The following is a 20,949-nucleotide window of genomic DNA, read 5'->3' on the forward strand; positions in this document are numbered from 1 at the left end:
TCCAGGGAATGCCTTCGCCACTGCGGCGAAGGTCTCGCTCGCAGCCGGTGGTCTGGCTGCCGTTGCACCGGAGCCTGCTGGCTCGAATTGACGGCGACAACGTTGGGAGCTACTCCCCTTCTGCGCCCATTCTTGCGGCTGGCGGCGGTGGCGTCAATCGGGGCGGATACAATGGCGTTCATGAATACTCCCCTGCCCGTAGTCCGCCTCAAGAACGCCTGGCGCTCCAGCCATCCGTGGATCTTCCAGAAACTCGTCGAAAAACCCGCCGCCAAGCCCAAGCCGGGCAGCCTCGTCGACGTGGTCGGGGTGGACGGGGAGTGGATCGGCCGCGGTTTCTACAATGGCCATTCGCGCATCGCCGTGCGCATCCTCGAGATCGATCGCGAGGTGCCGGTGGACGAAGCCTGGTTCGCCGGCAAGATCGCCGAGGCGGTGTCGCTGCGCCGTGACGTGCTCAAGCTGGACGCGGTGTCCGACGCCTGGCGCGTGGTGCATGCCGAAGGCGACGGCCTGTCCGGGCTGGTGGTGGACCGCTATGGCGACCTGCTGGTGGTGGAGTTCTTCAGCGCCGGCATGTTCCGCTACCGCGACTGGATCTACGCCGCGCTGCGCACCCAGTTCCCCGGCGCGCGCTTCTACAGCTTCGCCGAGGAGCACGTGCAGAAGCAGGAAAGCTTCGACTACCGCCCGGTGTCCAGCAGCGGCGAGCGCCCGGAGCCGGCGATCATCAGCGAATACGGCGTGCGTTTCCGCGCCGATCCGGCCGGTGCGCACAAGACCGGCTTCTTCGCCGACCAGCGCGAGAACCGGCAGTGGTTGAGCCAGCAGGTGGCCGGCAAGCGCGTGCTCGACCTGTGCTGCAACACCGGCGGCTTCGCCGTCTACGCCAAGGTGCGCGGCGCCGAGGAAGTGGTCGGCGTGGACATCGACGAGGACGTGATCGAGATCGCCAAGGGCAACGCCAAGCTCAACGACGTGCGGCTCAAGTTCGTGCAGGCCGACATCTTCCCGTACCTGCGCGATGCCGCGGTGCGCGGCGACCGCTACGACGTGGTGATCCTGGACCCGGCCAAGATGACCCGCGACCGCGACCAGGTGATCCCGGCGCTGAAAAAATACCTGGACATGAACAAGTTGGCGTTGGGGGTGGTCGCGCCCGGCGGCCTGTTCGCCACGTTCTCCTGCACCGGCCTGGTCGCCGAGCACGAGTTCCTGGACATGCTGCGCCGCGCCGCGTATTTCTCCGGCCGCACGATCCAGATCCTGAAGGTGGCCGGCGCCGGCGCCGACCACCCGTTCATGGCCCACGTGCAGGAATCGCGCTATCTGAAAGCGGTGTTCTGCCGCGTGCTGAACTGAGCCGCCGCGGCGCGCCGGCGTTCGCCGCGCGCCGCGAGATCGCGTTACCACGGACACGCCGGGCGGGTTGCCGACACGCCGCTGGCGTTGCTGCGGGCTGATCAGCGCCCGCACGGCTACGTGTACCGAGTCGGCCACGCCTTCACGCCACAGCGCGTACCGCGCTGCATCGCACGCATCACGCCATTGCCCACCCGGCAACGCGCCTGCGGCGCGCGGCGACGTGCGCAACGGCAACGGCACTCGTCCATCGCATACCGCGCGAATTGCGCAACGTCGGCACTGATAACGCTTACATCGTGGTCTGCATCCCAGCGGATGTACGCATAACGTAGCTTTGTTGCGCCGCACGGTGACAAACGCCGGCACGCGGGCTTAGGTTTGCGCCGTCGGGTGATAGCGCTATCACTCTCGGCCAGGTGCCGGGATCTGGTGCCGTCGCCTCACTCGCCGCGGCGGCAGCGCCGCACGGATTTCGATTCGGGTTTGCGTATCGGCATTCGCTGTAGCGGGCGGCTTGGTCAGCGTCCGGGTTGCAACGGGCAGCGATGGCGCCCGGCGCCCTTCGGGGGAAGGCGCGATCCATCCATCGATCGAGAAGTAGGGGGATCACATGCAGGCATGCAGCGATGCGTGTCACGTACCAGGGACCGCTTCGACGTAGGCATGCGCCGCGTCGTACGCCGCAGACGGCGTTGCCCGTCCGACTCCAGCACCGAGGACATTCTGATGCGTCAGCAGTTGAAGAAGTTCCGCTCCAAGGCCATGTTCACCTTCGTCGGCGGGGTGCTGGTGATCAATCCGGCGTTCGCCCAGCAGGCGCCGCAGACCCAGGCGCAGACCCAGACCAGCCAGCAGCAGTCCTCTCCTGACGCGACCACGCTGGACACGGTCAGCGTCACCGGCATCCGCAACAGCCTCAACCAGTCGATGGGGATCAAGCGCGACAACGCCGGCGTGGTCGATGCGATCAGCGCCGAGGACATCGGCAAGTTTCCCGACACCAACCTGGCCGAATCGCTGCAGCGCATCACCGGCATCTCGATCGAGCGCCGCGACGGCGAAGGCGCGCAGGTCACCGCGCGCGGCTTCGGCCCGCAGTTCAATGCGGTCACCCTCAACGGCCGGGTGATCCCCGGTGCCGACGCGTTCGGCGCGCCGGGCGCGGTGCCCAGCGGTGGCGTGGACGGCGGCACCCGCGCCTTCAACTTCGCCCAGCTCGCCTCCGAGGCGATCACCGGCATCGAGGTGTACAAGACCAGCCGCGCCAATGCGCCCAGCGGCGGCATCGGCGCCACCATCAACATCCTCACCGACCGCCCGTTCAACCACAAAGGCCTGGTCGCCAGCGCCGGCGCCAAGGCCGCGTACGACGACTCGCAGCCGTTCGACAACAAGGTCACGCCGGAAGTGTCCGGCATCTTCAGCTACACCAACCCGGACAAGACCTGGGGCATCGGCCTGAGCGGCAGCTACCAGAAGCGCCGCGGCGGATCGGTGCAGGCGACCGAGAACGCCTGGAACATCCAGCCCTGGACCGGCACCGATCCGGCGCTGCGCCCGGACGCCAACGTGCAGAACGCGCCGGCGATCGGCCAGCTCTACGGCATGCCCAACGACCTGCGCTACGCCTTCTCCGACTTCGAGCGCGAGCGGCTCAATGGGCAGGCGGTGGTGCAGTTCGCGCCGACCGACAGCCTGACCCTGACCCTGGACTACACCTACTCGAGCAACGAGATCACCGAGAATCGTGGCGAGCAGGGCATCTGGCTACAGCGCGCCAACAGCTTCACCGACCTGGTGTTCGACACCGGGCAGGCGGTGGCCACGCCGGTGTACCTGCGCGACGTGCCCAACGGTGCCAAGGACTTCGGCATGGAGCAGCAGCGCAGCATGCAGAAGTACAAGCTCGGCTCGCTGGGCTTCAACGCCGACTGGCAGGCCACGGACCGCCTGCGGCTGACCTTCGATGCGCACAACTCCAAGACCCAGAGCCTGCCCAACGATCCGGTCACCGGCGGCAGCGCCACCTATTTCAGCCTGGCCGGCACCAACAATTGCACCGGCGGCACCCAGTGCGGCGGCCAGTGGGCGCAGGAACTCTTTTTCAACAACGGCCTGCCGATCGGCGCGCGCACCTGGTACCCGACCGCGGCCGATTCCATCGCCGGCACCAACGGCCTGGTCAACCAGGATTTCTCCCCGGCCGAACTCGGTTCGCAGGTGCTGCGCATCTACTACCAGAGTCAGGTGACGGAGGTGAAGGAAGGGCGCGTCGACGGCCAGTTCGACTTCGACAACGGCCGCTTCCAGTTCGGCGTCAACAGCGCCAAGACCACGATGAACCGGCGCATCAGCGACACCTATTCGACGCTGGGCGACTGGGGCGTGGCCAATGCCGGCAACGAGCCGGGCATGCTGGCGCTGCTGCAGCCGGTCGGCATCACCGGTCTGTTCGAGGACTTCAACGCCAACGGCGCCGCGCCGGGGGCCTGGCGCGGCAACGCCGACCAGCTGGCGTTGTGGGCGGGCAACGCCTATGGCGCGACCACGCGCTACAACCCGCAGTTCAGTTCCGACAACCAGGTCGAGGAGAAGACCCGCGCCGCCTACATGCAGCTGGAGTTCGACGGCGAGCTCGGCGGCATGACCACCAATACCCGCATCGGCGTGCGCTACGAGAAGACCGACGTGATCTCCTCCTCGGAGGTGGCCACCCCGGTCGCGCTGGAATGGCAGGCCAACAACGACTTCCAGCTGCTGCGCTCCGACGAGGTGCAGCTGTTCAGCGAGAAGCACAGCTACAGCTACGTGCTGCCGAACCTGGACTTCAGCATCAACCTCACCGACTCGCTGAAAGCCCGCGCTTCGTTCGGGCAGAGCATCGCGCGTGCGCCGTACAACAACCTGGTGGTCGGCTCGACCCCGGGCACGCCGGGCGGCTCGATCCTGATCAACCCCTCCACGCGCGCGTCCGGCAGCACCGAGAACCCGAGCCTGGACCCGCTGGAATCCAACAACCTGGACCTGGCGCTGGAGTGGTACTTCGCCGACGCCAGCTACGTGTCGCTGACGTTCTGGGACAAGCGCGTGTCCAACTTCATCGGCACCAGCGTCACCCGCGAAACCATGTACGGCCTGCGCGACCCCACCTCCGGGCCGGATGCGCAGGCGGCGCTGGCCTTCCTGCAGAGCGGTGCCTGCGCCGCGCAGGTCGGCGCCGCCGGCAACGACGTGGCGGCGGCCTGCTCGGCCAACGACACCTCGCTGTTCTCGGCGATGGCGCTGCTGCGCAACGCCGCGGCCACTGGCGGACTGGGCGCCTACAACGGCAGCTCGGCGCAGACCCTGGCGCTGGAGAACGCCTACGACCTGGTCGGCGAGGCGGACGATCCGCTGTACGAATTCGACGTGTCGCGCCCGGTCAACCAGAACAAGGCCAAGATCCACGGCTGGGAACTGGGCGGGCAGTACTTCCTCGGCGACACCGGCTTCGGCGTCTACGCCAACTACACCCTGGTCAAGGGCGACGTCGGCTTCGACAACACGGTGCTGGACCGCGACCAGTTCGCGCTGCTCGGCCTCAGCGACACCGCCAACGTCATGCTGATGTACGAGAAGTACGGCTGGAGCGCGCGCCTGGCCTGGAACTGGCGCGACGAGTATCTGATCGCGGCCAACCAGAACGGCTCCAACCGCAACCCGTACTACGTCGAGCCTTACCAGCAGTTGGACCTGAGCGTCAGCTACGCGATCACCGACAACCTGTCGATCGGCTTCGAGGCGATCAACATCACCAGCGAGGACGTGCGCTGGCACGGCCGCTCGGAGAAGCAGGTGATCAAGGTGCTGGACCAGAGCCCGCGCTACACCCTGGGCGTGCGCTACAACTTCTGAGCCCGGCAGGCCGCGCGCGGCGCACGCCGCGTGCGGCAACGGCGCCCACGCCGCAGCGCGTCTTGCGGGCGCGGCGCTTTGCTGCAATGGTCGCGTGGCGCCCCACCCAGTTCCGCCACCGATCCGCCGGAGTCCAGATGGCCCGATACGAATTGCTCAACAACGTGGCCCACCAGGACCTGCGCGTGATCCTGCGCTTCGGCCCGGAGTTCGGCGACGCCACCGGCGTGGTACAGGCGTTCCCGACCGAATACGCCGAGTTGCAGCGCGAGTATCCGATCCTGCTGCGCAAGGATCCGGACGGCGGCGGTTTCCAGTCGGTGGCGCTGCTGGGCTTCGAGCAGCAGGAAAACCTGTTCCTGCAGGATGCGCGCTGGAATGCGGCGTACCTGCCGGGCATCGTCGCCAAGGGGCCGTTCCTGATCGGATTCCAGGAGCAGCACGAGGACGGCGTGCTGCGTCGCGAACCGGTGATCCACGTCGATCTGGACCACCCCCGGGTGAGTTTCGACGAAGGCGAACGGGTGTTCCTGCCGCAAGGCGGCAACAGCCCGTATCTGGAGCACATCATCACCGTGCTGCGCGGCATCCGCGACGGCGTGGAAGGCGGCGACGCCATGTTCGCCGCCTTCGATGCGCTGGGCCTGATCCAGCCGCTGCGCATCGACGTGCAGCTCGGGCAGGAACACAACGTGCATCTGGCCGGGCTGTACGGCATCGACCGCGAACGGCTGGCGGCGCTGGATGCGGCGTCGCTGCATGGGCTGCACCGCGCCGGGTATCTGGAAGGGGTCTATCTGCTGCTGGCGTCGCTGCACAACATGCGCCGGCTGATGGCCGAGAAGCAGCGCCGCCTGCAGCACGTCGGCGTGGATGCGGTCGCCTCCGGGCAGGCCGCCTGAGCGGCGTGGACGCGTTGGCGGCGATTGCCGAGCGCAGCGATTGCCTGGCCGGCGCAGTGCCGCTGGCCGACCTGCTCGCCGCCGGCGAACCGGTGGTGTTGCGTGGCGTGGCGCGCGACTGGGCGCTGGTCCAGGCCGGCCTGCGCGGCACGCGCGAGGCCATGGACCTGTTGCGCGGGCACAGCAACGGCCGCGCGCTGCAGTACTCCTACGGCGCGCCGGAGATCGCCGGCCGGCCGTTCTACAACGACGACTTCACCGCGTTGAACTTCGAAGTGCGGCGCAGCGACCTGCACGGCCTGCTGGAGGCGATCGCCGCGCACCTGGACGATCCGCGGCCGCCGGCCTACTACCTGGCCTCGCTGCCGGTGGACGACAGCCTGCCTGGATTCCGCGACGGCAACGATGTGGACTTCGCCGCGCATGGCATGCAGGTGCGGCCGAGCATCTGGATCGGCAACCGCATCACCGCGTCCTGCCACTACGACGCGCCGAACAACCTGGCCTGCTGCGCGGTCGGCCGGCGCCGCTTCACCGTGTTCCCGCCGGAGCAGATCGGCAATCTCTATCCCGGCCCGCTGGAGCCGACCCCGGGCGGGCAGGCGATCAGCGTGGTGGATTTCGCCGCGCCCGATGTCGCGCGCTACCCGCGCTTTCGCGACGCGCTGGCGCACGCCCGCAGCGCGGTGCTGGAACCCGGCGACGCGCTGTTCCTGCCCAGCCTGTGGTGGCATCACGTGGAGGGGCTGGAGCCGTTCAACGTGCTGGTCAACTACTGGTGGAGCAGCGCGCCGGCCCATCTGCCGGCGCCGATGCAGGCGCTGTATCACGCGCTGTGGGCGCTCCGCGACCGGCCCGAGGCGGAGAAGGCGGCGTGGCGGGAGATCTTCGACTACTACGTGTTCGGCCCGGCCGAGCGCGCCGGCGCGCATCTGCCGGCGCCGGCGCGGCAGCTGCTCGGCCCGATCGACGACACCCAGGCGCGGCAGCTGCGCGCGATGCTGCTGGCCAAGCTCAACCGCTGACCACGGACCCATCCAGGGCCGCGCGCCGCCGCGCGCGCCACCATTCATCACTTCAGGAGAGACGACGCAATGGCCCAGATACGCAAGGTGGTGATCGCGGGCGGCGGCACGGCGGGCTGGATCGCGGCCTGCGCGCTGGCGCACCAGTTCCGCGAGCTGCTGGACATCACCCTGATCGAGTCCGAACAGATCGGCACGGTCGGCGTCGGCGAATCCACGGTGCCGCCGATCCGCAGCTTCCACCGTTTCCTGCAGATCGACGAGCAGGAGTTCCTGCGCAGCGTGGCGGGCACCTTCAAGCTCTCCATTTCCTTCGAGAACTGGCCACGGCACGGCGAGCGCTACATCCACCCGTTCGGCCTCACCGGGCAAAGCACCCTGGTCTGCGCGTTCCACCATTTCTGGCTGGAGGCGCAGCGGCGCGGGATGGTCTCCGACCTGGGCGACTACTGCCTGGAAACCGTGGCCTCGCGTGTGGACCGCTTCGCGCTGCAACAGTCGCCGCCGGTCAACTACGCCTACCACCTCGATGCCGGGCTGTACGCGCGCCTGCTGCGCCGCCACGCCGAGCGCCACGGCCTCAAGCGCGTGGAGGGCAAGATCCAGCAGGTGCGGCAGCACGCCGAGAGCGGCTTCCTCGAGGCGCTGCTGCTGGAAGACGGCACGCTGATCGAAGGCGACCTGTTCATCGACTGCACCGGCTTCCGCGGCCTGCTGATCGAGCAGACCCTGCACACCGGCTACGAAGACTGGAAGCAGTGGCTGCCGTGCGATCGCGCGGTGGCGGTGCAGACCGAGGCGGTGACGGCGCCGGTGCCGTACACCCGCGCCATCGCCCATGCCGCCGGCTGGCGCTGGCATATCCCGTTGCAGCATCGCGTCGGCTGCGGGCTGGTGTTCTCCAGCGCGCACCTGTCCGACGACGAAGCGCGCGCCAAGCTGTTGCACGACGCCGCCGCGCCGCCGATCAAGGAACCGTGGCTGGTGCCGTTCCGCACCGGCCGCCGGCTCAAGGCCTGGAACAAGAACGTGGTTTCCTTGGGCCTGGCCAGCGGCTTCATCGAACCGCTGGAATCCACCAGCATCCACCTGACCATCGCCGCGGTGATGCGGCTGATCACGCTGTTCCCCACCGACGGCATCGCCCCGTCGATGGCGGACATCTACAACGACGTCAGTCGCGCCGAGATGGAACACGTGCGTGATTTCATCATCCTGCACTACCACGCCAACCAGCGCGACGAACCGATGTGGCGGGCCTGCCGCGAGATGACATTGCCCGACTCGCTGCAGCAGCGGCTGCGCGCCTGGCGCGAGCGCGCGCACGCCTGGCAGGGCAGCGACGAACTGTTCCGGGTGGATTCGTGGATCCACGTGCTGCTCGGCCAGGGCATCGTGCCGGCGCAGCACCACCTGCTGGCGCGCGCGTTGCCGGACCAGCAGCTGCAGCAGTTCCTCGACACGATCCGCCAGCCCATCGACCGCGCGGTGGCGCAGATGCCGTCGCAGCAGGATTTCATCGCGCGCTATTGCCAGGCCGGGCCGGAGGTGTGGGCGGGACGGGCCACTGTTGCGGCGCCGGCATCGGCATGACACGTGGCGGAGTGCGCACCGGTGCGCAGGTCGCGCCGGTTGCGTCAGGCAAGCGCGGGATCGGTCGGTAGCGACACAAGCGTTGCCTGGCCTTTCCGTGCAGTGCACTCACACGCTGCCTGCAGACTGGTGTGCCCGACCCGCGGGCGCTACGCTTTCTCTGCGTGCGCGGCCGGGATAGCGTCCTGCGCGCCCATCCGCGCACCGTTCGCTGCAGCGACGATCCCCGCGAGGCTGCCGTGCATACACCAACGTCAACTGCTTGCCCCGATCCGGCAGCGCCGTTGCGCTACCCGTCCGGCTATCCGCCGACCGGCGCGCGCGAGCGATTCTTCATCGGCGTCAGGTGGCTCGGCCCGGATCTGTCGTTCTTCGGTCGACTCCGCGCCCAGCAGAAGGCGCGCAGTGCCGCGTTGCTGGATCTGTGGGGCGGCGGAGCGCGGCAGCGGGTGGCGTGCACGATCAGCGCGATTCTGGCGCGGAGGTTGCGTTGGCACGGTCCTTATTTCCTGCCAGACGACGCGTTCGCCGTCGTCTGCGGCGGACCGCGCTTCGGTGCGCTCGACATCGAGTACGACGCCGAGGACGCGATTGGCGAAATCGAGGCGCGGTTCGGGATCGCGATGCCTGCCTGTTTCTGGGAGGGGACGACGACGCAGACCCTGGGCGAGGTGGTCGACGCGCTGCTGGCAGCGGGGGCGCTGCCTGGCGGCGCCTGTACGCCGCATGCGTCTGGCTGACCGCATCGCCCGCAGTAGCCCGGCCGATCGCATCGGGCGACATGCGCGCCATCCCGACGCCCGCACCTACCCGCCGTGGCGCGGCCGGGCGCGCGCGGCATGGCTATCATCGAATCGTCGCCCCGTTCGAGAGTTCCTGCGCATGAACCTGCACGCCCTGTGTCTTTCCGTGTCGTTGGCGCTGACCGCAGCGCTGCCGGCGCATGCCGTCGACTTCACCAAGGCGGAACTGGCGCGCGCCACCGCGCTGCAGCAGCGTCTGCTGACGCTGGATTCGCATCTGGATACGCCGGCCAATTTCGAGCGCGGCGATTTCGACATGATGGCCGCGCACGCCGGCAATCGCCTGGCGCAGGTGGACTATCCGCGCATGGTGGCCGGCGCGCTGGACGGCGGCTTCTGGGCGATCTACACCGGCCAGGGCGACCGCAGCGCGCAGGCGCACCTGGACGATCGCGACGCCGGGCTGCAGCGCCTGATGGCGATCCACGCGCTGCTCGCGGCGCACCCGCAGCAGTTCGGCATGGCCACCACGCCGGCCGATGCGGCGCGGATCAAGGCCGCCGGCAAGCGCGTGGTGTACCTGAGCATGGAGAACGCCAGCCCGCTGGTCGCCGATCCCACGCTGCTGCGCTTCTACTACGCGCAAGGCCTGCGGCTGATGAGCACGGCGCATTTCCTCAACAACGAGTTCGCCGATTCGGCCACCGATCCGAAGGGACCGGAATGGCATGGCTTGAGTCCTGCCGGGCGGGCGCTGGTGCAGCAGGCGCAGAAGCTGGGCATCGTCATCGACCAGTCGCATGCCTCCGATGCGGTGTTCGACCAGCTGATCGCGTTGTCACCGGTGCCGATCCTGCTCTCGCACAGCGGCGCGCGCGCGGTGCATGCGCATCCGCGCAACATCGACGACGCGCGGCTGAAGGTGCTGGCCGCGCATGGCGGGGTGATCCAGATGAATTCCTACGGCGGTTACCTGATCGACAACGGCGCCAGCCCCGAGCGCAAGGCGGCCGAGCAGGCACTGATCGCCAAATACGGCGGCTGGGAGCATCTGCAACTGGCAGACGGACCCAAGCTCGGCGAAGAGATGAAGGCGCTGGATGCCAAATATCCGGTGCGGCAGGCGACGCTGGACGACTTCTTCGCGCACCTGGACCACGTGCTGGCGCTGATCGGCCCCGAGCACGTGGGCATCGGCATGGACTGGGACGGCGGTGGCGGGGTGGTCGGCATGGAGGACGTGTCCGATCTGCCCAAGATCACCGCCTGGCTGTTGCGCAAGGGCTACAGCGAGCAGCAGATCGCCGCCATCTGGGGCGGCAACGTGCTGCGGGTGATGCAGCAGGCGCAGGAGTGGGCGGCGGCGCAGGCGCGCGCCGGGTCTTCCTGAGACCTTGTGCCGGCGCGGCCGTCTCGCGCGATTGCGCCTGGCCGTGGCGCTTGGCCTGGCGCCCGCCGAGGGCTGACGGCCGGCCTAGCCCGGTCGCCGGAGTGCGCGGTTCCGCGCGCGCCGAACCGGTGCTGTCGCATCGGCTAGCATCGGGGCGACCATGAAGATCGTCATCGCCCCGGATTCGTTCAAGGAAAGCCTGTCGGCGCTGGAGGCGGCCACGCAGATCGAGACGGGGTTTCGCGCCGTGTTCCCGGCGTGGACCTACCTCAAGGTGCCGGTCGCCGACGGCGGCGAGGGCACGGTCGCGGCGCTGGTCGCGGCCAGCGGCGGCCGCATCGTCGGCCGCACGGTGACCGGGCCGCTGGGGGAGCCGGTCGAGGCCTTCTTCGGCATCGCCGGCGATGGCCGCACCGCCGTCGTCGAAATGGCCGCGGCGAGCGGGCTGGCGCTGCTGCCGCCGGCGCGGCGCGACCCGCTGGCCGCCACCAGCTACGGCGTCGGCGAGCTGCTCCTGGCGGCGCTGGATGCTGGCGCGCGCAAGCTCATCGTCGGGGTCGGCGGTAGCGCCAGCAACGACGGCGGTGCCGGCATGGCACAGGCGCTGGGCGTGCGTCTGCTCGACGCGCAGGGCCATGCGCTGGATCCCGGCGTGGGCGGTGGTGCACTGGCGAGGCTGGCGCGGATCGATGCCAGCGGCCTGGATCCGCGCTTGCGACAGTGCGTGATCGAGGTCGCCTGCGATGTCGACAATCCGCTGACCGGGCCGGCGGGCGCCTCGGCGGTGTTCGGGCCGCAGAAGGGCGCCACGCCGGCGCTGGTCGCCCAGCTCGACGCCAACCTGCAGCACTACGCCACGGTGATCGAAGCCGACCTCGGCATCGCGCTCGCCGGGTTGCCCGGCGGCGGCGCCGGCGGCGGCCTGGGCGCGGCGCTGGTCGCCTTTCTGGGCGCGCGGCTGCGCCCGGGCGCGGACATCGTCGCCGAGGCGCTGGGGCTGGACGCGCTGGTGGCCGACGCCGACCTGGTGATCACCGGCGAAGGCCGCCTGGACAGCCAGAGCGTCCACGGCAAGACGCCGCTCGGCGTGGCCCGCATCGCCAGACGCCACGGCAAGCCGGTGGTCGCGATCGCCGGCGGGTTGGGCGTCGGCGCCGAGCTTCTGCACGCGCACGGCGTCGACGCTATGTTCGGCGCGGTGCAGCGCGCCTGCACGCTGGAGCAGGCGCTGGCCGAGGCCGCGGCGAACCTGCGGCTGGCGGCCAGGAACGTGGCCGAGGCGATCAGGATCGGGCGCGGCCTGGGACGCTGACCGAGCGTGGCGTCGCACGCATGCGGCGTCTGCCGCGTCCGCAGGCCGGGTTCCTGACGCGTACCGGCCCGATATCCATGGGGGCCTGACTCCCGTGCGGCCTACTGCATCGACCCACCATACGCACCACAATGGTGCCAATCTGTGCCGAGGATGGTGCGTAGCGGGCCTATTCAGCTACAATGTAAACGATTACAAGAAAAGGAATTGCCTCTCCATGAGTACCCAGAACCTCCCCGAACGCGCGCCGCTCAGCCCCAAATGGCAGTTCCGCTTCGACTTCTTCGACCGCCACGGCGGGCCGGCCTCGCCCGGCTTCAAGCCGGCGTTCAAGGCGCTGCCGTCGTTCGGCGACCGCCTGAAGATCAACATGAACTTCTTCGCGTTCTTCTTCGGCTGGATCTACTTCTTCATCCTCGGCCTGTGGCGCAAGGCGATCGTGCTGATCGGCATCTCGCTGCTGATCGGCGTGCTGTCGTTCTTCCTGCCGAAGATGGTCGTCAACGGCCTGGGCGTGGCCTATTCGGTGCTGGTCGGCATGATCGCCAACTACGCCTACTACCTGGAAGTGAAGAAGGGCAGCACCAGCTGGAACCCCTTCGAAGGCATGCGCTGGTGGTAACCCGCTCGCGCCGCGCCGGCTGAGTCCGCGCGGCGCGCGCCCAGGGCATGCCGCCGCTTCCCCGCGCAGATCGCGCGGGGGCTGGGCACACGCCCTGGCCACGACGCAACGCTGTGTCGTGGCGGGACGGCTTGAGTCTGCCGGCGTCGGCGCCTACCGTGGCGCCTTCGCTGCCAGGCTCCCCCATGTCCCCACACGCTTCCCAGGCCGATGCGGCACCCGCCGGCCTGTCCTCCGGCCTGATCGCGCTGTTCGCCGCCGCCTGCGGCCTGGCGGTGGCCAACATCTATTTCTCGCAACCGCTGATCGGCATCATCGCGCCGGAACTGCGCCTGCACGCGGGCCTGGCCGGGCTGATCGTGGCGCTGACCCAGCTCGGCTATGGCGCCGGCCTGCTGTTGCTGGTGCCGCTGGCCGACGTGGCCGAGAACCGGCGCCTGGCGATCCTGCTGCTGGGCGGGGTGGTGCTGGGCCTGCTCGGCATCGGCCTGTCGCAGTCGGCGGCCGGGTTCCTGATCGGCTCGTTCGTGGTCGGCGTGTGCGCGGTGGCCACGCAGATCCTGGTGCCGTTCGCCTCGCACCTGGCGCCGGAGGCCAGCCGCGGCCGCGTGGTCGGCACGGTGATGGGCGGGCTGCTGGCCGGGATCATGCTGGCGCGGCCGTTCTCCAGCTTCGTCGCCGCCAGTCTGGGCTGGCGCGCGGTGTTCTTCCTGTCCGCCGGCATGATGCTGCTGTTGATGGCGGTGCTGCGCTGGCGCCTGCCGCAGCGCCGGCCCGCGCAGCGCGCGTCCTACGCCGCGGTGCTGGCCTCGCTGCCGCGCCTGTACGCCGCCACCCCGCTGCTGCGCCGGCGCGCGTTCTACCAAGGCATGATGTTCGCTGCGTTCAACGTGTTCTGGACCGGCTCGCCGCTGTTGCTGGCGCAGTCCTTCGGCATGGACCAGCGGCACATCGCGCTGTTCGCGCTGGCCGGCGCCGCCGGCGCCCTGGTCGCGCCGCTGGCCGGGCGCATGGCGGACCGCGGCTGGACCCGCCCGGCCACCGGCTGGGCGCTGGCCGCCGCGGCGCTGTCGTTCGGCATCGGCGCCTGGGCCGCGCACGCGCATGCGCTGCTGTGGCTGGTGATCGCCGCGCTGGTGCTGGATGCGGCGGTACAGGTGTGCCAGGTGCTGAGCCTGCGCAGCATCTACATGCTGGCCCCGGAGCAGCGTGGCCGCCTCAACGGCCTGTTCATGACCTCGGTGTTCGTGTGCGGCGCCGCCGGGTCGTTGCTGGCCGCGGCGGTCTTCGCCTATGCCGGCTGGCCGGGGCTGTCGTTGCTCGGCGCCGGCTTCGGCACGGCCGCGCTGCTGTTCTACTTCAGCGAATTCAGGCGCGCGGTGGTGCCGGCGCGTTGAGTGCGCTTCTGCCTGGATCGGGTGACGCGCGCATCCGTTCCAAGGCACGCATTTATGGCAACCGGCAGGACCCGGCGCCGCACGATTTGTCCCTTCTCCCGTTGGAAGCAGGCCCCGCAGGGGCGGACGAGGGTACGGGCGCAGCCTCGTGCATCCACACTCGGCGAGACGCTTTCGCGCCGGACCCTCACCCCAACCCCTCTCCCGAGGGGAGAGGGGCGATGCGTGGCGGTCGTTATTTTTTCCAGAACTGCCATTTCGGCGCCGGCTTGCTCGCCGCCGTGGGGGTTGATGGCGGGGCGAGGCTGCCTTGCAATTGGGTCAGGCGATCCAGCGCATCGAAGCCAAGCGTGATCCGGCTGCCGCCGCGCGTGGCGACGGTCTGCCCGGGTTCGCGCTGCAGCGCATAGCCCTGGTCGTCGAGGAAGCCTTCGGTCATCGCGCGGTGGTCGAGCGGGAACTGCGCGACCAATTGTCCGAGCAGGCGGAGTACGCGCGGATCGTCGCACGGCGCGAACACCGCGGCGGGGACGTCGTCGAGCAGGAAGAACAGCGCACCGCCGCGGTACGGGCCACGGTAGTAGCAACGCGCGCTCAGCGCGGCGGCGAGCAGGGCAATCGTATGGCCTTCGTCGTCCAGCGGCAGCGACGCCGTGGCCAGTTCGGCCGGACCGTCGCGCTCGCCACGCTCGCGCAGCGCGTTCGCCGCGACCAGCAGGTTCTCCGGCAGGTTGCTGGCGGTGTTGGCCCAGGCCCACAGCCAACTGGCGCTGTCCTCGGCGGCGCTGCCCAGCAGCTGCACCGGGAAGTGCAGGTCGTCGCCGAAGTGCGCAATGCCCTCGGCCAGATCCAGGCGCCAGCCGCGTTCGCCGAGCAGGTCGGCCAGCGCCATCTGCCGGGCGAAGGCGCTGCCGATATGGCGCGCCAGCAGGGCCTGGAAGGCCGGCGTCACGGTCGCGGTTCCCCGCGCTGCAACAGGCTGTGACGGCGCCCGTAGAGCAGGTAGGCGACCACGCCGATCCCGTTCCACAACGCGAACCACTTCTGCGTGGTGTGCGGCAGGCTCCAGAACAGGTACAGGCAGCCGCCGATCGCCAGCGGTGCCACCACCCACGCCAGCGGCGTGCGGAACTTGCGCACCCGGTCGGGCTCGCGCACGCGCAGCACCAGCAGGCACGCGGCCACCGCGATGAACGCGGCCAGGGTGCCGGCGTTGGCCAGCGCGGCGATCTCGTCCAGCCGCGCCACGCCGGCCAGCGCCGCGACCAAAATCGCGGTGAACAGCGTGGTCGCCACCGGCGTGCCGGTGCGCGCGCTGACCTTGGACAGGCCGCGCGGCAGCAGCCCGTCGCGCGACATCACGAAGAAGATCCGGCTCTGCCCGTACAGGAACGCCAGCAGCACCGTCGGCAATGCGATCACCGCGGCCGCGGCGATCAGCGTCGCCGCCTTGCCCTGGCCGAGTTCGCGCAGGATCAGCGCCAGCGGTTCGGCGCTCTGGCCGAACACCGTGTAGCTCATCGCGCCGACCGCGGACAGCGCCACCAGCACGTAGATCAGGGTGCAGCCGACCATCGAGCCGAGGATGCCGATTGCCAGGTCGCGCTCGGGCTTCTTGGTTTCCTCGGCCGCGGTGGAGATCGCGTCGAAGCCGTAGAAGGCGAAGAAGATGATCGCCGCGGCCGCCATCACCCCGCGCTCGACGCCGTCGGCGCCCATCGATTTGGCGAAGCCGAACGGCATGAACGGCTCCATCCGCGCGCTGTCGAAATGCGGCAGCGCGATCACCACGAACACGGTCAGGGCGACGATCTTCACCGCCACCAGCACCGCGTTGACCGTGGCGCTGGCCTGGGTGCCGAGCATCAGCATGCCGGCGACCACAAAGGTGATCAGCACCGCTGGCAGGTTGACCACGCCGCCAGCGTGCGGCCCGGCGGTCAGCCACAGCGGCAGGTCCACGCCTAGGCCCTTGAGGAAGCCGACCGCATAGCCCGACCAGCCCACCGCCACCGTGCTGACCACCAGCGAGTACTCCAGGATCAGGCTCCAGCCGACCACCCAGGCGATGCTCTCGCCCAGCGCGATGTAGCTGTAGGTGTAGGCGCTGCCGGCGGCCGGCATCAGCGTCGCCATCTCCGCGTAGGCCAGCGCGGCGCAGGCGCAGATCGCCCCGGCCACCGCGAACGACAGCAGCACCGCCGGCCCGGCCAGGTGCGCGCCGACCCCGATCAGGGTGTAGATGCCGGTGCCGACGATCGCGCCGATGCCCAGCGCCACCAGGTGCGGCCAGCTCAGCGTGGGCACCAGCCGGCGCCCGGCTTCGTGGACGGTGACCAGATCGAGCGACTTGCGCCGGAACAGGAACGACATGCGGGCCTCGGGGAGCGACAGGACAAGCCCGCGAGTGTCGCCGAATGCGGTGCAGCAATGCTACGCCCGGCCGCCTTGCCCGCCGGCGGGTCGGTGGCGAACGCCGCTGGCATCGCGATGCGCGGCCACCGTCGCCGTCGCGCTCGCTACAACCCGATCCGCTCGGCCAGCCGCACCAGTTCGGCGAGCGAGCCGGCCTTCATCTTGCGCATCGCCTGGCCGCGCCGCACCTTCACCGTGATCTCGCTGAGCTGCAGCCGCGCGGCCACCTGCTTGTTCAACAGCCCCTGCACCACCAGCCGGGTCACCTCCTGCTCGCCCGCGGTCAGCGTCGCCCAGCGGCCGCGCAGCTCGGCCAGCACCGCCTCGCGCTGGCGGCGCTCGCGGTCGCGGGCGATGCCGTGCTGGATCGCGTCGAGCAGGTCCTGGTCGCGGAACGGCTTGGTCAGGAATTCGATCGCGCCGTTCTTCATCGCTTCCACGCTCATCGCGATGTCGCCGTGGCCGGTGATGAAGATGGTCGGCAGATTCAGCCCGGCCTCCAGCAGCTGCCGGTGGAATTCCATGCCGCTCTGCCCGGGCATGCGGATGTCCAGCACCATGCAACTGGGCGCATCGGCCAGCGCGTGCAGCAGGAACTCGCGGCTGGACCCGAACGCGTGCACCTGCAGGTCCACCGAGGCGAACAGGTCTTCCAGCGCCGCGCGGATCGAGGCATCGTCGTCGATCAGATACACCACCGGGCGTTGTTCGGACAGCGGCAGGTTCATGGGCGTGCTCCTGGTTTCGCGATCGGCAGGCACACGCCGAACACCGCGCCGCAGGGGTTGCGCGGCGCGGCCCAGATGCGCCCGCCGCTGGCTTCGACGATGCTGCGGCTGATGCTCAGGCCGATCCCGATGCCGTCGGGCTTGGTGGTCCAGAACGCATCGAACAGGCGCGCCTGCGTCTCGGCCGACAGGCCGACGCCGGCATCGGCCACGGTCAGCCGCACCGAACCCGCCTCCTCCTGCGCGGTGCCGACCCAGAGCGATCGCGCATCGGCCGGCGTGTGCGCCATCGCCTCCATCGCGTTCAACAACAGATTCACCGCCACCTGCTGGATCTGCACCCGATCGGCCAGCACCGGCGGCAGCGTCGGTGCCAGTTCCACCCGCACCGCGATGGCGTTGCGTTCCAGCTCGCCGCGCGACAGCGCCAGCACGTCCAGCACCGCGGCGTTGAGGTCGAACGCGCTCTTGCGCGGCGCCTCGCCCTTGCTGAGGCTGCGGATCCGCGCGATCACCTCGCTGGCGCGATTGGCGTCGTCGAGAATCCGCTGCAATGCCGCCTGCGCCCGCTCCAGGTTCGGCGGCTGCTGGCCGAGCCAGCGCTGGCAGGCATTGCCGCTGGTGACGATGGCGGCCAGCGGCTGGTTGACCTCGTGCGCGATCGAGGCGGTCAGGCTGCCCAGGCTGCGCGCGCGCGCCAGGCGCAGCAGCTGCGCCTGCGCGGCGTGCGCGGCCGCCTTGGCGCGCTCCATCTGCACCGCGATGGACGTGGTCACCGCCACCACCACGATGCTGATCGCCGAGTTGATCACGCCCACCCGGTACGCGCCGGCGGAGCTGAGCTGGAAGCTGATCACGATCAGCACGATGCAGGCGCCCGCGAGCAGCAGCATGCCCGTGCGGGTGAGCAACCGCACCGCGAACAGGATCACCACCGTGTAGAACAACGCGGCGGCCACCCCGTAGTCGGTCAGCGTATCGGCGGCGAAGATCGCGCCCAGCGCCAGCAGCAGCGCCGCCAGCGCGAGCAGGCGGCGATGCGGCGAGGGCGAGGTGAAGCAGCGGGTCATCGGCGTCATGGCGGTGGGCGAATGCGGGCGCGGGGCCGAGCGATCAGCCTTCGGCCCCGGCGTTCCAGAACGCCTGTTGTACACCGGGTTCGCCTTCCAGGTGCTGGATCACCGTATCCAGCTCTTCGGCGCGCACCGCGGTCGCGTACAGCGTCGCGGCGATCTCCACGTCGTGCTGGCCGAACGGATGCTGGTCCACCTCGCGGGCCGGGTAGTGGGCGGCTTCCAGCAGCTCGATCAGCCGTTCGCGCACCTCGCCGTGCACGCCGCGGGCGCAGATCACGTAGAACACGTAGGTCGCCTCGATCGAGGATTCCTCCAGCGGCCGGCGGTTGATCCGGTTCACCACCGGGCGCAGCAAGGTGTTGCTGAGCAGCACGAACACCGCCGCCAGCACCGCTTCGGCGACCAGCCCGGCGCCGGCGCAGGCGCCGACCGCGCCCGACCCCCACAGCGTGGCCGCGGTGTTCAGGCCGGTGACGTTGGCGCCTTCCTTCATGATCGCGCCGGCACCGAGGAAGCCGATGCCGGAGACCACGTAGGCCACCACCTGCACCGCGCCCTGGGTGCCGCCATGGATCTCGAACAGGCGGTCGCCGAGCGAGACGAAGATGGCCGCGCCGACCGCGACCAGGGTATTGGTGCGCAGGCCGGCGGTGCGCTGCCGCACCTGCCGCTCGAAGCCGATGACCGCGCCCAGCGCGAAGGCGGTGGACAGGCTCACCAGGGTGTCGAGCAGCGAGGCGAGATTGAACAGGCGCAGCGCTTCCATCAGCGTGGCGACCGGTGGCGGAGCGGATGGGGCATGGCAATGCCTGCGGAGATGTCGGGCGACAGGGACCGGGCATGATGCGGCAGATGCGTGGCAATCGCGCGTCGCAGCGCCGCCGCCGAATCCGACCACCAGCCCAGCGCCCGCTGCCGCCAGCCCGGCAGCCCCGCCATGGCGGGACCGGGCTGGCGCAGGCGCCGCCGCGCCGACCGCGACAGCCGCACCAGCACGCGGATGCGGTCCTCGCCGGGCAGCAGCGACAGCGCATCGGCGAGCACGCGCCCGGGGAAGCCGGACAAGGCCTTGGCAAACGCGCGCACGCCATGGGCGGCGAGCAGCTGGCACAGGATATCGGCGCGGTGCATGGCCACCGCGGCGCGCAGGGCGCGGTGCAGGGTGCGTTGGAAACGGGACGTGTACAGCAGCATGAGAACCTCCTTCCGGCGCGCTGCCGGAAGGGACGCCTCACCCTTGCGGATGGGCGGACGTCTCCGGGGCGGGACCGGGCAAGCGGGAAAAGGACAGCGCAGGCGGGAGCGTGGCGATGGCGCCACGCGGATGCGGGTCGGGGTCCATGGCGGTCTCCTGATGAGGGCGGACGTGCGCGGTTGCGGCGTCGGCGGCGGACGCAGGCGTTGCGGGCGTGGACGCGGCGGCGGCATTGGCGCTGCGACAAGACACGGCGTCCGCACGCCGCCAACGCGGGCGAAAGTGGGGACGCACGAGGTCTTGCCGCGGTGGCCGAGCTGCAGCTTCGCGACGCGGCAAAGCTTGGCATACGTGGCCTGGCGACGGCCACCGCGCATGCGGCGCTTTTCCATGGCCATGCGCATCGCCCGCCTATACCAACGTATCGCCATGGGCAAAGGCAGCGCCGCGGCGGCACGCGCTGCGCGAGGAACGGCTACGGCATGCCGTTGCGGCCGTGCGCCAGAAAGCCCGGGCGTGCCGACAGGCGTTCGTAGTACGCCGCCACCGCCGGCAGCGGCGGCCGCTGCATCGGCGTGGCCATCCAGCGCTGGGTGGACAGCCCGAGCACGATGTCGGCCAGGGTGAAGTCCGCGCCCGCCGCATAGGCGCCGGTGCGCTGCAGCTGCGCGTCGAGAATGCCCATGTGCCGGTGCCAGCCGGCCATGCCCTGCGCCAGCGCCTGCGCATCGCGATGCGCTGGGCTGTCGCGGACCAGCGCCATGAACGCGTAGCGCCAGGCGTTATTGAGTTCGGTGGCCTGCCAGTCCATCCACTGCTCGACCGTTGCCCGCGCCTGCGGCGCGGTCGGCAGCAGGTCCGCACGCTGCTGGCGCGCCGCCAGGTAGCGGCAGATGCTGTTGGACTCCCACAGCACGAAGTCGCCGTCGCGCAGCACCGGCACCAGCGCGTTCGGGTTCAATGCGCGGAACGCCGGCGTGTCCACCGCGGCGAAGCCGGTACCGTAGGGCAGCTGCTCGATCTGCAGATCCAGTTCCGCGCACAGCCACAGCACCTTGCGCACGTTGATCGAGGACGATTTGCCGTAGAGGGTGAGCATGGAAATCCGGGCCAGATTGGAGCGATCGAGCCTGCATCAGTACGTCGCCCTGTGCAATGCAGCCGCAGCGCGGTCGCCGGGATGGCGCGGACCGTGGCGCGCCTGGCTTGCACCATCGGCAGGCCCTCCGCGCAGGCACGGCAGTGCGAAGGTCGCCGCATGGCGCAGCGCCTGAGACGCGGCCGGCTACACT

At 69.9% G+C, this 20,949-nt stretch carries 17 protein-coding genes; 10 read left to right on the top strand and 7 right to left on the bottom strand.

Translation table 11 applies throughout. The features are described from left to right. Positions 1-180: 180 nt before the first annotated feature. The 10 genes from AB8810_RS00605 (at position 181) to AB8810_RS00650 (ending at position 14,243) form a co-directional block, all read left to right on the top strand. Positions 181-1,362 (top strand): class I SAM-dependent rRNA methyltransferase, encoded by a 1,182-nt coding sequence (locus AB8810_RS00605; RefSeq protein WP_179570444.1) that lies wholly within the window; start codon positions 181-183, stop codon positions 1,360-1,362. Positions 1,363-2,091: 729 nt separating this feature from the next. Further along, on the top strand, positions 2,092-5,259 hold the full coding sequence (locus tag AB8810_RS00610; protein ID WP_191826379.1) for a TonB-dependent receptor: 3,168 nt from the start codon (positions 2,092-2,094) through the stop codon (positions 5,257-5,259). Positions 5,260-5,396: 137 nt separating this feature from the next. Continuing rightward, positions 5,397-6,161, top strand: a complete 765-nt coding sequence (locus AB8810_RS00615; RefSeq protein ID WP_369915214.1) for a SapC family protein — start codon at positions 5,397-5,399, stop codon at positions 6,159-6,161. Positions 6,162-6,166: 5 nt separating this feature from the next. Next, positions 6,167-7,186 carry a cupin-like domain-containing protein gene (locus AB8810_RS00620; RefSeq protein ID WP_369915215.1) on the top strand — a complete coding sequence of 340 codons (1,020 nt, stop codon included), beginning with the start codon at positions 6,167-6,169 and terminating at the stop codon, positions 7,184-7,186. Between the two features lie 69 nt (positions 7,187-7,255). Next, entirely contained in the window at positions 7,256-8,779 is a 1,524-nt protein-coding gene (locus AB8810_RS00625) for a tryptophan halogenase family protein (protein ID WP_369915216.1), read from the top strand. A 284-nt stretch (positions 8,780-9,063) separates the two neighbouring features. Next, the gene (locus tag AB8810_RS00630; RefSeq protein WP_369915217.1) at positions 9,064-9,519 is read left to right on the top strand and encodes a hypothetical protein; all 456 of its coding nucleotides are present in this window, start codon (positions 9,064-9,066) and stop codon (positions 9,517-9,519) included. Positions 9,520-9,661: 142 nt separating this feature from the next. Then, complete coding sequence (locus tag AB8810_RS00635) at positions 9,662-10,912, top strand: dipeptidase (RefSeq protein ID WP_369915219.1); 1,251 nt, start codon at positions 9,662-9,664, stop codon at positions 10,910-10,912. Between the two features lie 160 nt (positions 10,913-11,072). After that, on the top strand, positions 11,073-12,224 hold the full coding sequence (locus tag AB8810_RS00640) for a glycerate kinase (RefSeq protein WP_369915220.1): 1,152 nt from the start codon (positions 11,073-11,075) through the stop codon (positions 12,222-12,224). 217 nt (positions 12,225-12,441) lie between these two features. Then, positions 12,442-12,846, top strand: a complete 405-nt coding sequence (locus tag AB8810_RS00645) for a DUF2628 domain-containing protein (protein ID WP_179570456.1) — start codon at positions 12,442-12,444, stop codon at positions 12,844-12,846. Positions 12,847-13,031: 185 nt separating this feature from the next. Beyond that, a complete protein-coding gene (locus AB8810_RS00650; RefSeq protein WP_191826386.1) occupies positions 13,032-14,243 on the top strand; it encodes an MFS transporter in 1,212 nt (403 codons plus the stop codon). A gap of 235 nt (positions 14,244-14,478) precedes the next feature. On the opposite strand, the gene AB8810_RS00655 is transcribed toward AB8810_RS00650, so the two are convergent. From AB8810_RS00655 to AB8810_RS00685, 7 genes are all read right to left on the bottom strand, one after another. Beyond that, positions 14,479-15,195, bottom strand: coding sequence for a DUF6882 domain-containing protein (locus AB8810_RS00655; protein WP_369915221.1), 717 nt, complete (start codon positions 15,193-15,195; stop codon positions 14,479-14,481). After that, a complete protein-coding gene (locus AB8810_RS00660) occupies positions 15,192-16,616 on the bottom strand; it encodes an amino acid permease (protein ID WP_191826388.1) in 1,425 nt (474 codons plus the stop codon). The genes AB8810_RS00655 and AB8810_RS00660 overlap by 4 nt, the downstream gene beginning before the upstream one ends. A 146-nt stretch (positions 16,617-16,762) precedes the next feature. Further along, positions 16,763-17,374, bottom strand: coding sequence for a response regulator transcription factor (locus AB8810_RS00665; RefSeq protein WP_369916720.1), 612 nt, complete (start codon positions 17,372-17,374; stop codon positions 16,763-16,765). Positions 17,375-17,382: 8 nt separating this feature from the next. Beyond that, positions 17,383-18,456, bottom strand: coding sequence for a sensor histidine kinase (locus AB8810_RS00670; RefSeq protein WP_369915222.1), 1,074 nt, complete (start codon positions 18,454-18,456; stop codon positions 17,383-17,385). 43 nt (positions 18,457-18,499) lie between these two features. Next, the gene (locus AB8810_RS00675; protein WP_235049181.1) at positions 18,500-19,228 is read right to left on the bottom strand and encodes an MgtC/SapB family protein; all 729 of its coding nucleotides are present in this window, start codon (positions 19,226-19,228) and stop codon (positions 18,500-18,502) included. Next, positions 19,228-19,656: a hypothetical protein gene (locus AB8810_RS00680; protein WP_369915223.1), complete on the bottom strand. Its 429-nt coding sequence runs from the start codon at positions 19,654-19,656 to the stop codon at positions 19,228-19,230. The genes AB8810_RS00675 and AB8810_RS00680 overlap by 1 nt, the downstream gene beginning before the upstream one ends. 476 nt (positions 19,657-20,132) lie before the next feature. Beyond that, positions 20,133-20,756 carry a glutathione S-transferase family protein gene (locus AB8810_RS00685; protein ID WP_369915224.1) on the bottom strand — a complete coding sequence of 208 codons (624 nt, stop codon included), beginning with the start codon at positions 20,754-20,756 and terminating at the stop codon, positions 20,133-20,135. Between the last annotated feature and the right edge of the window lie 193 nt (positions 20,757-20,949).

The sequence above is a fragment of the Xanthomonas sp. NCPPB 3005 genome (genome assembly GCF_041228095.2).
GTDB lineage: Bacteria > Pseudomonadota > Gammaproteobacteria > Xanthomonadales > Xanthomonadaceae > Xanthomonas_A > Xanthomonas_A bonasiae.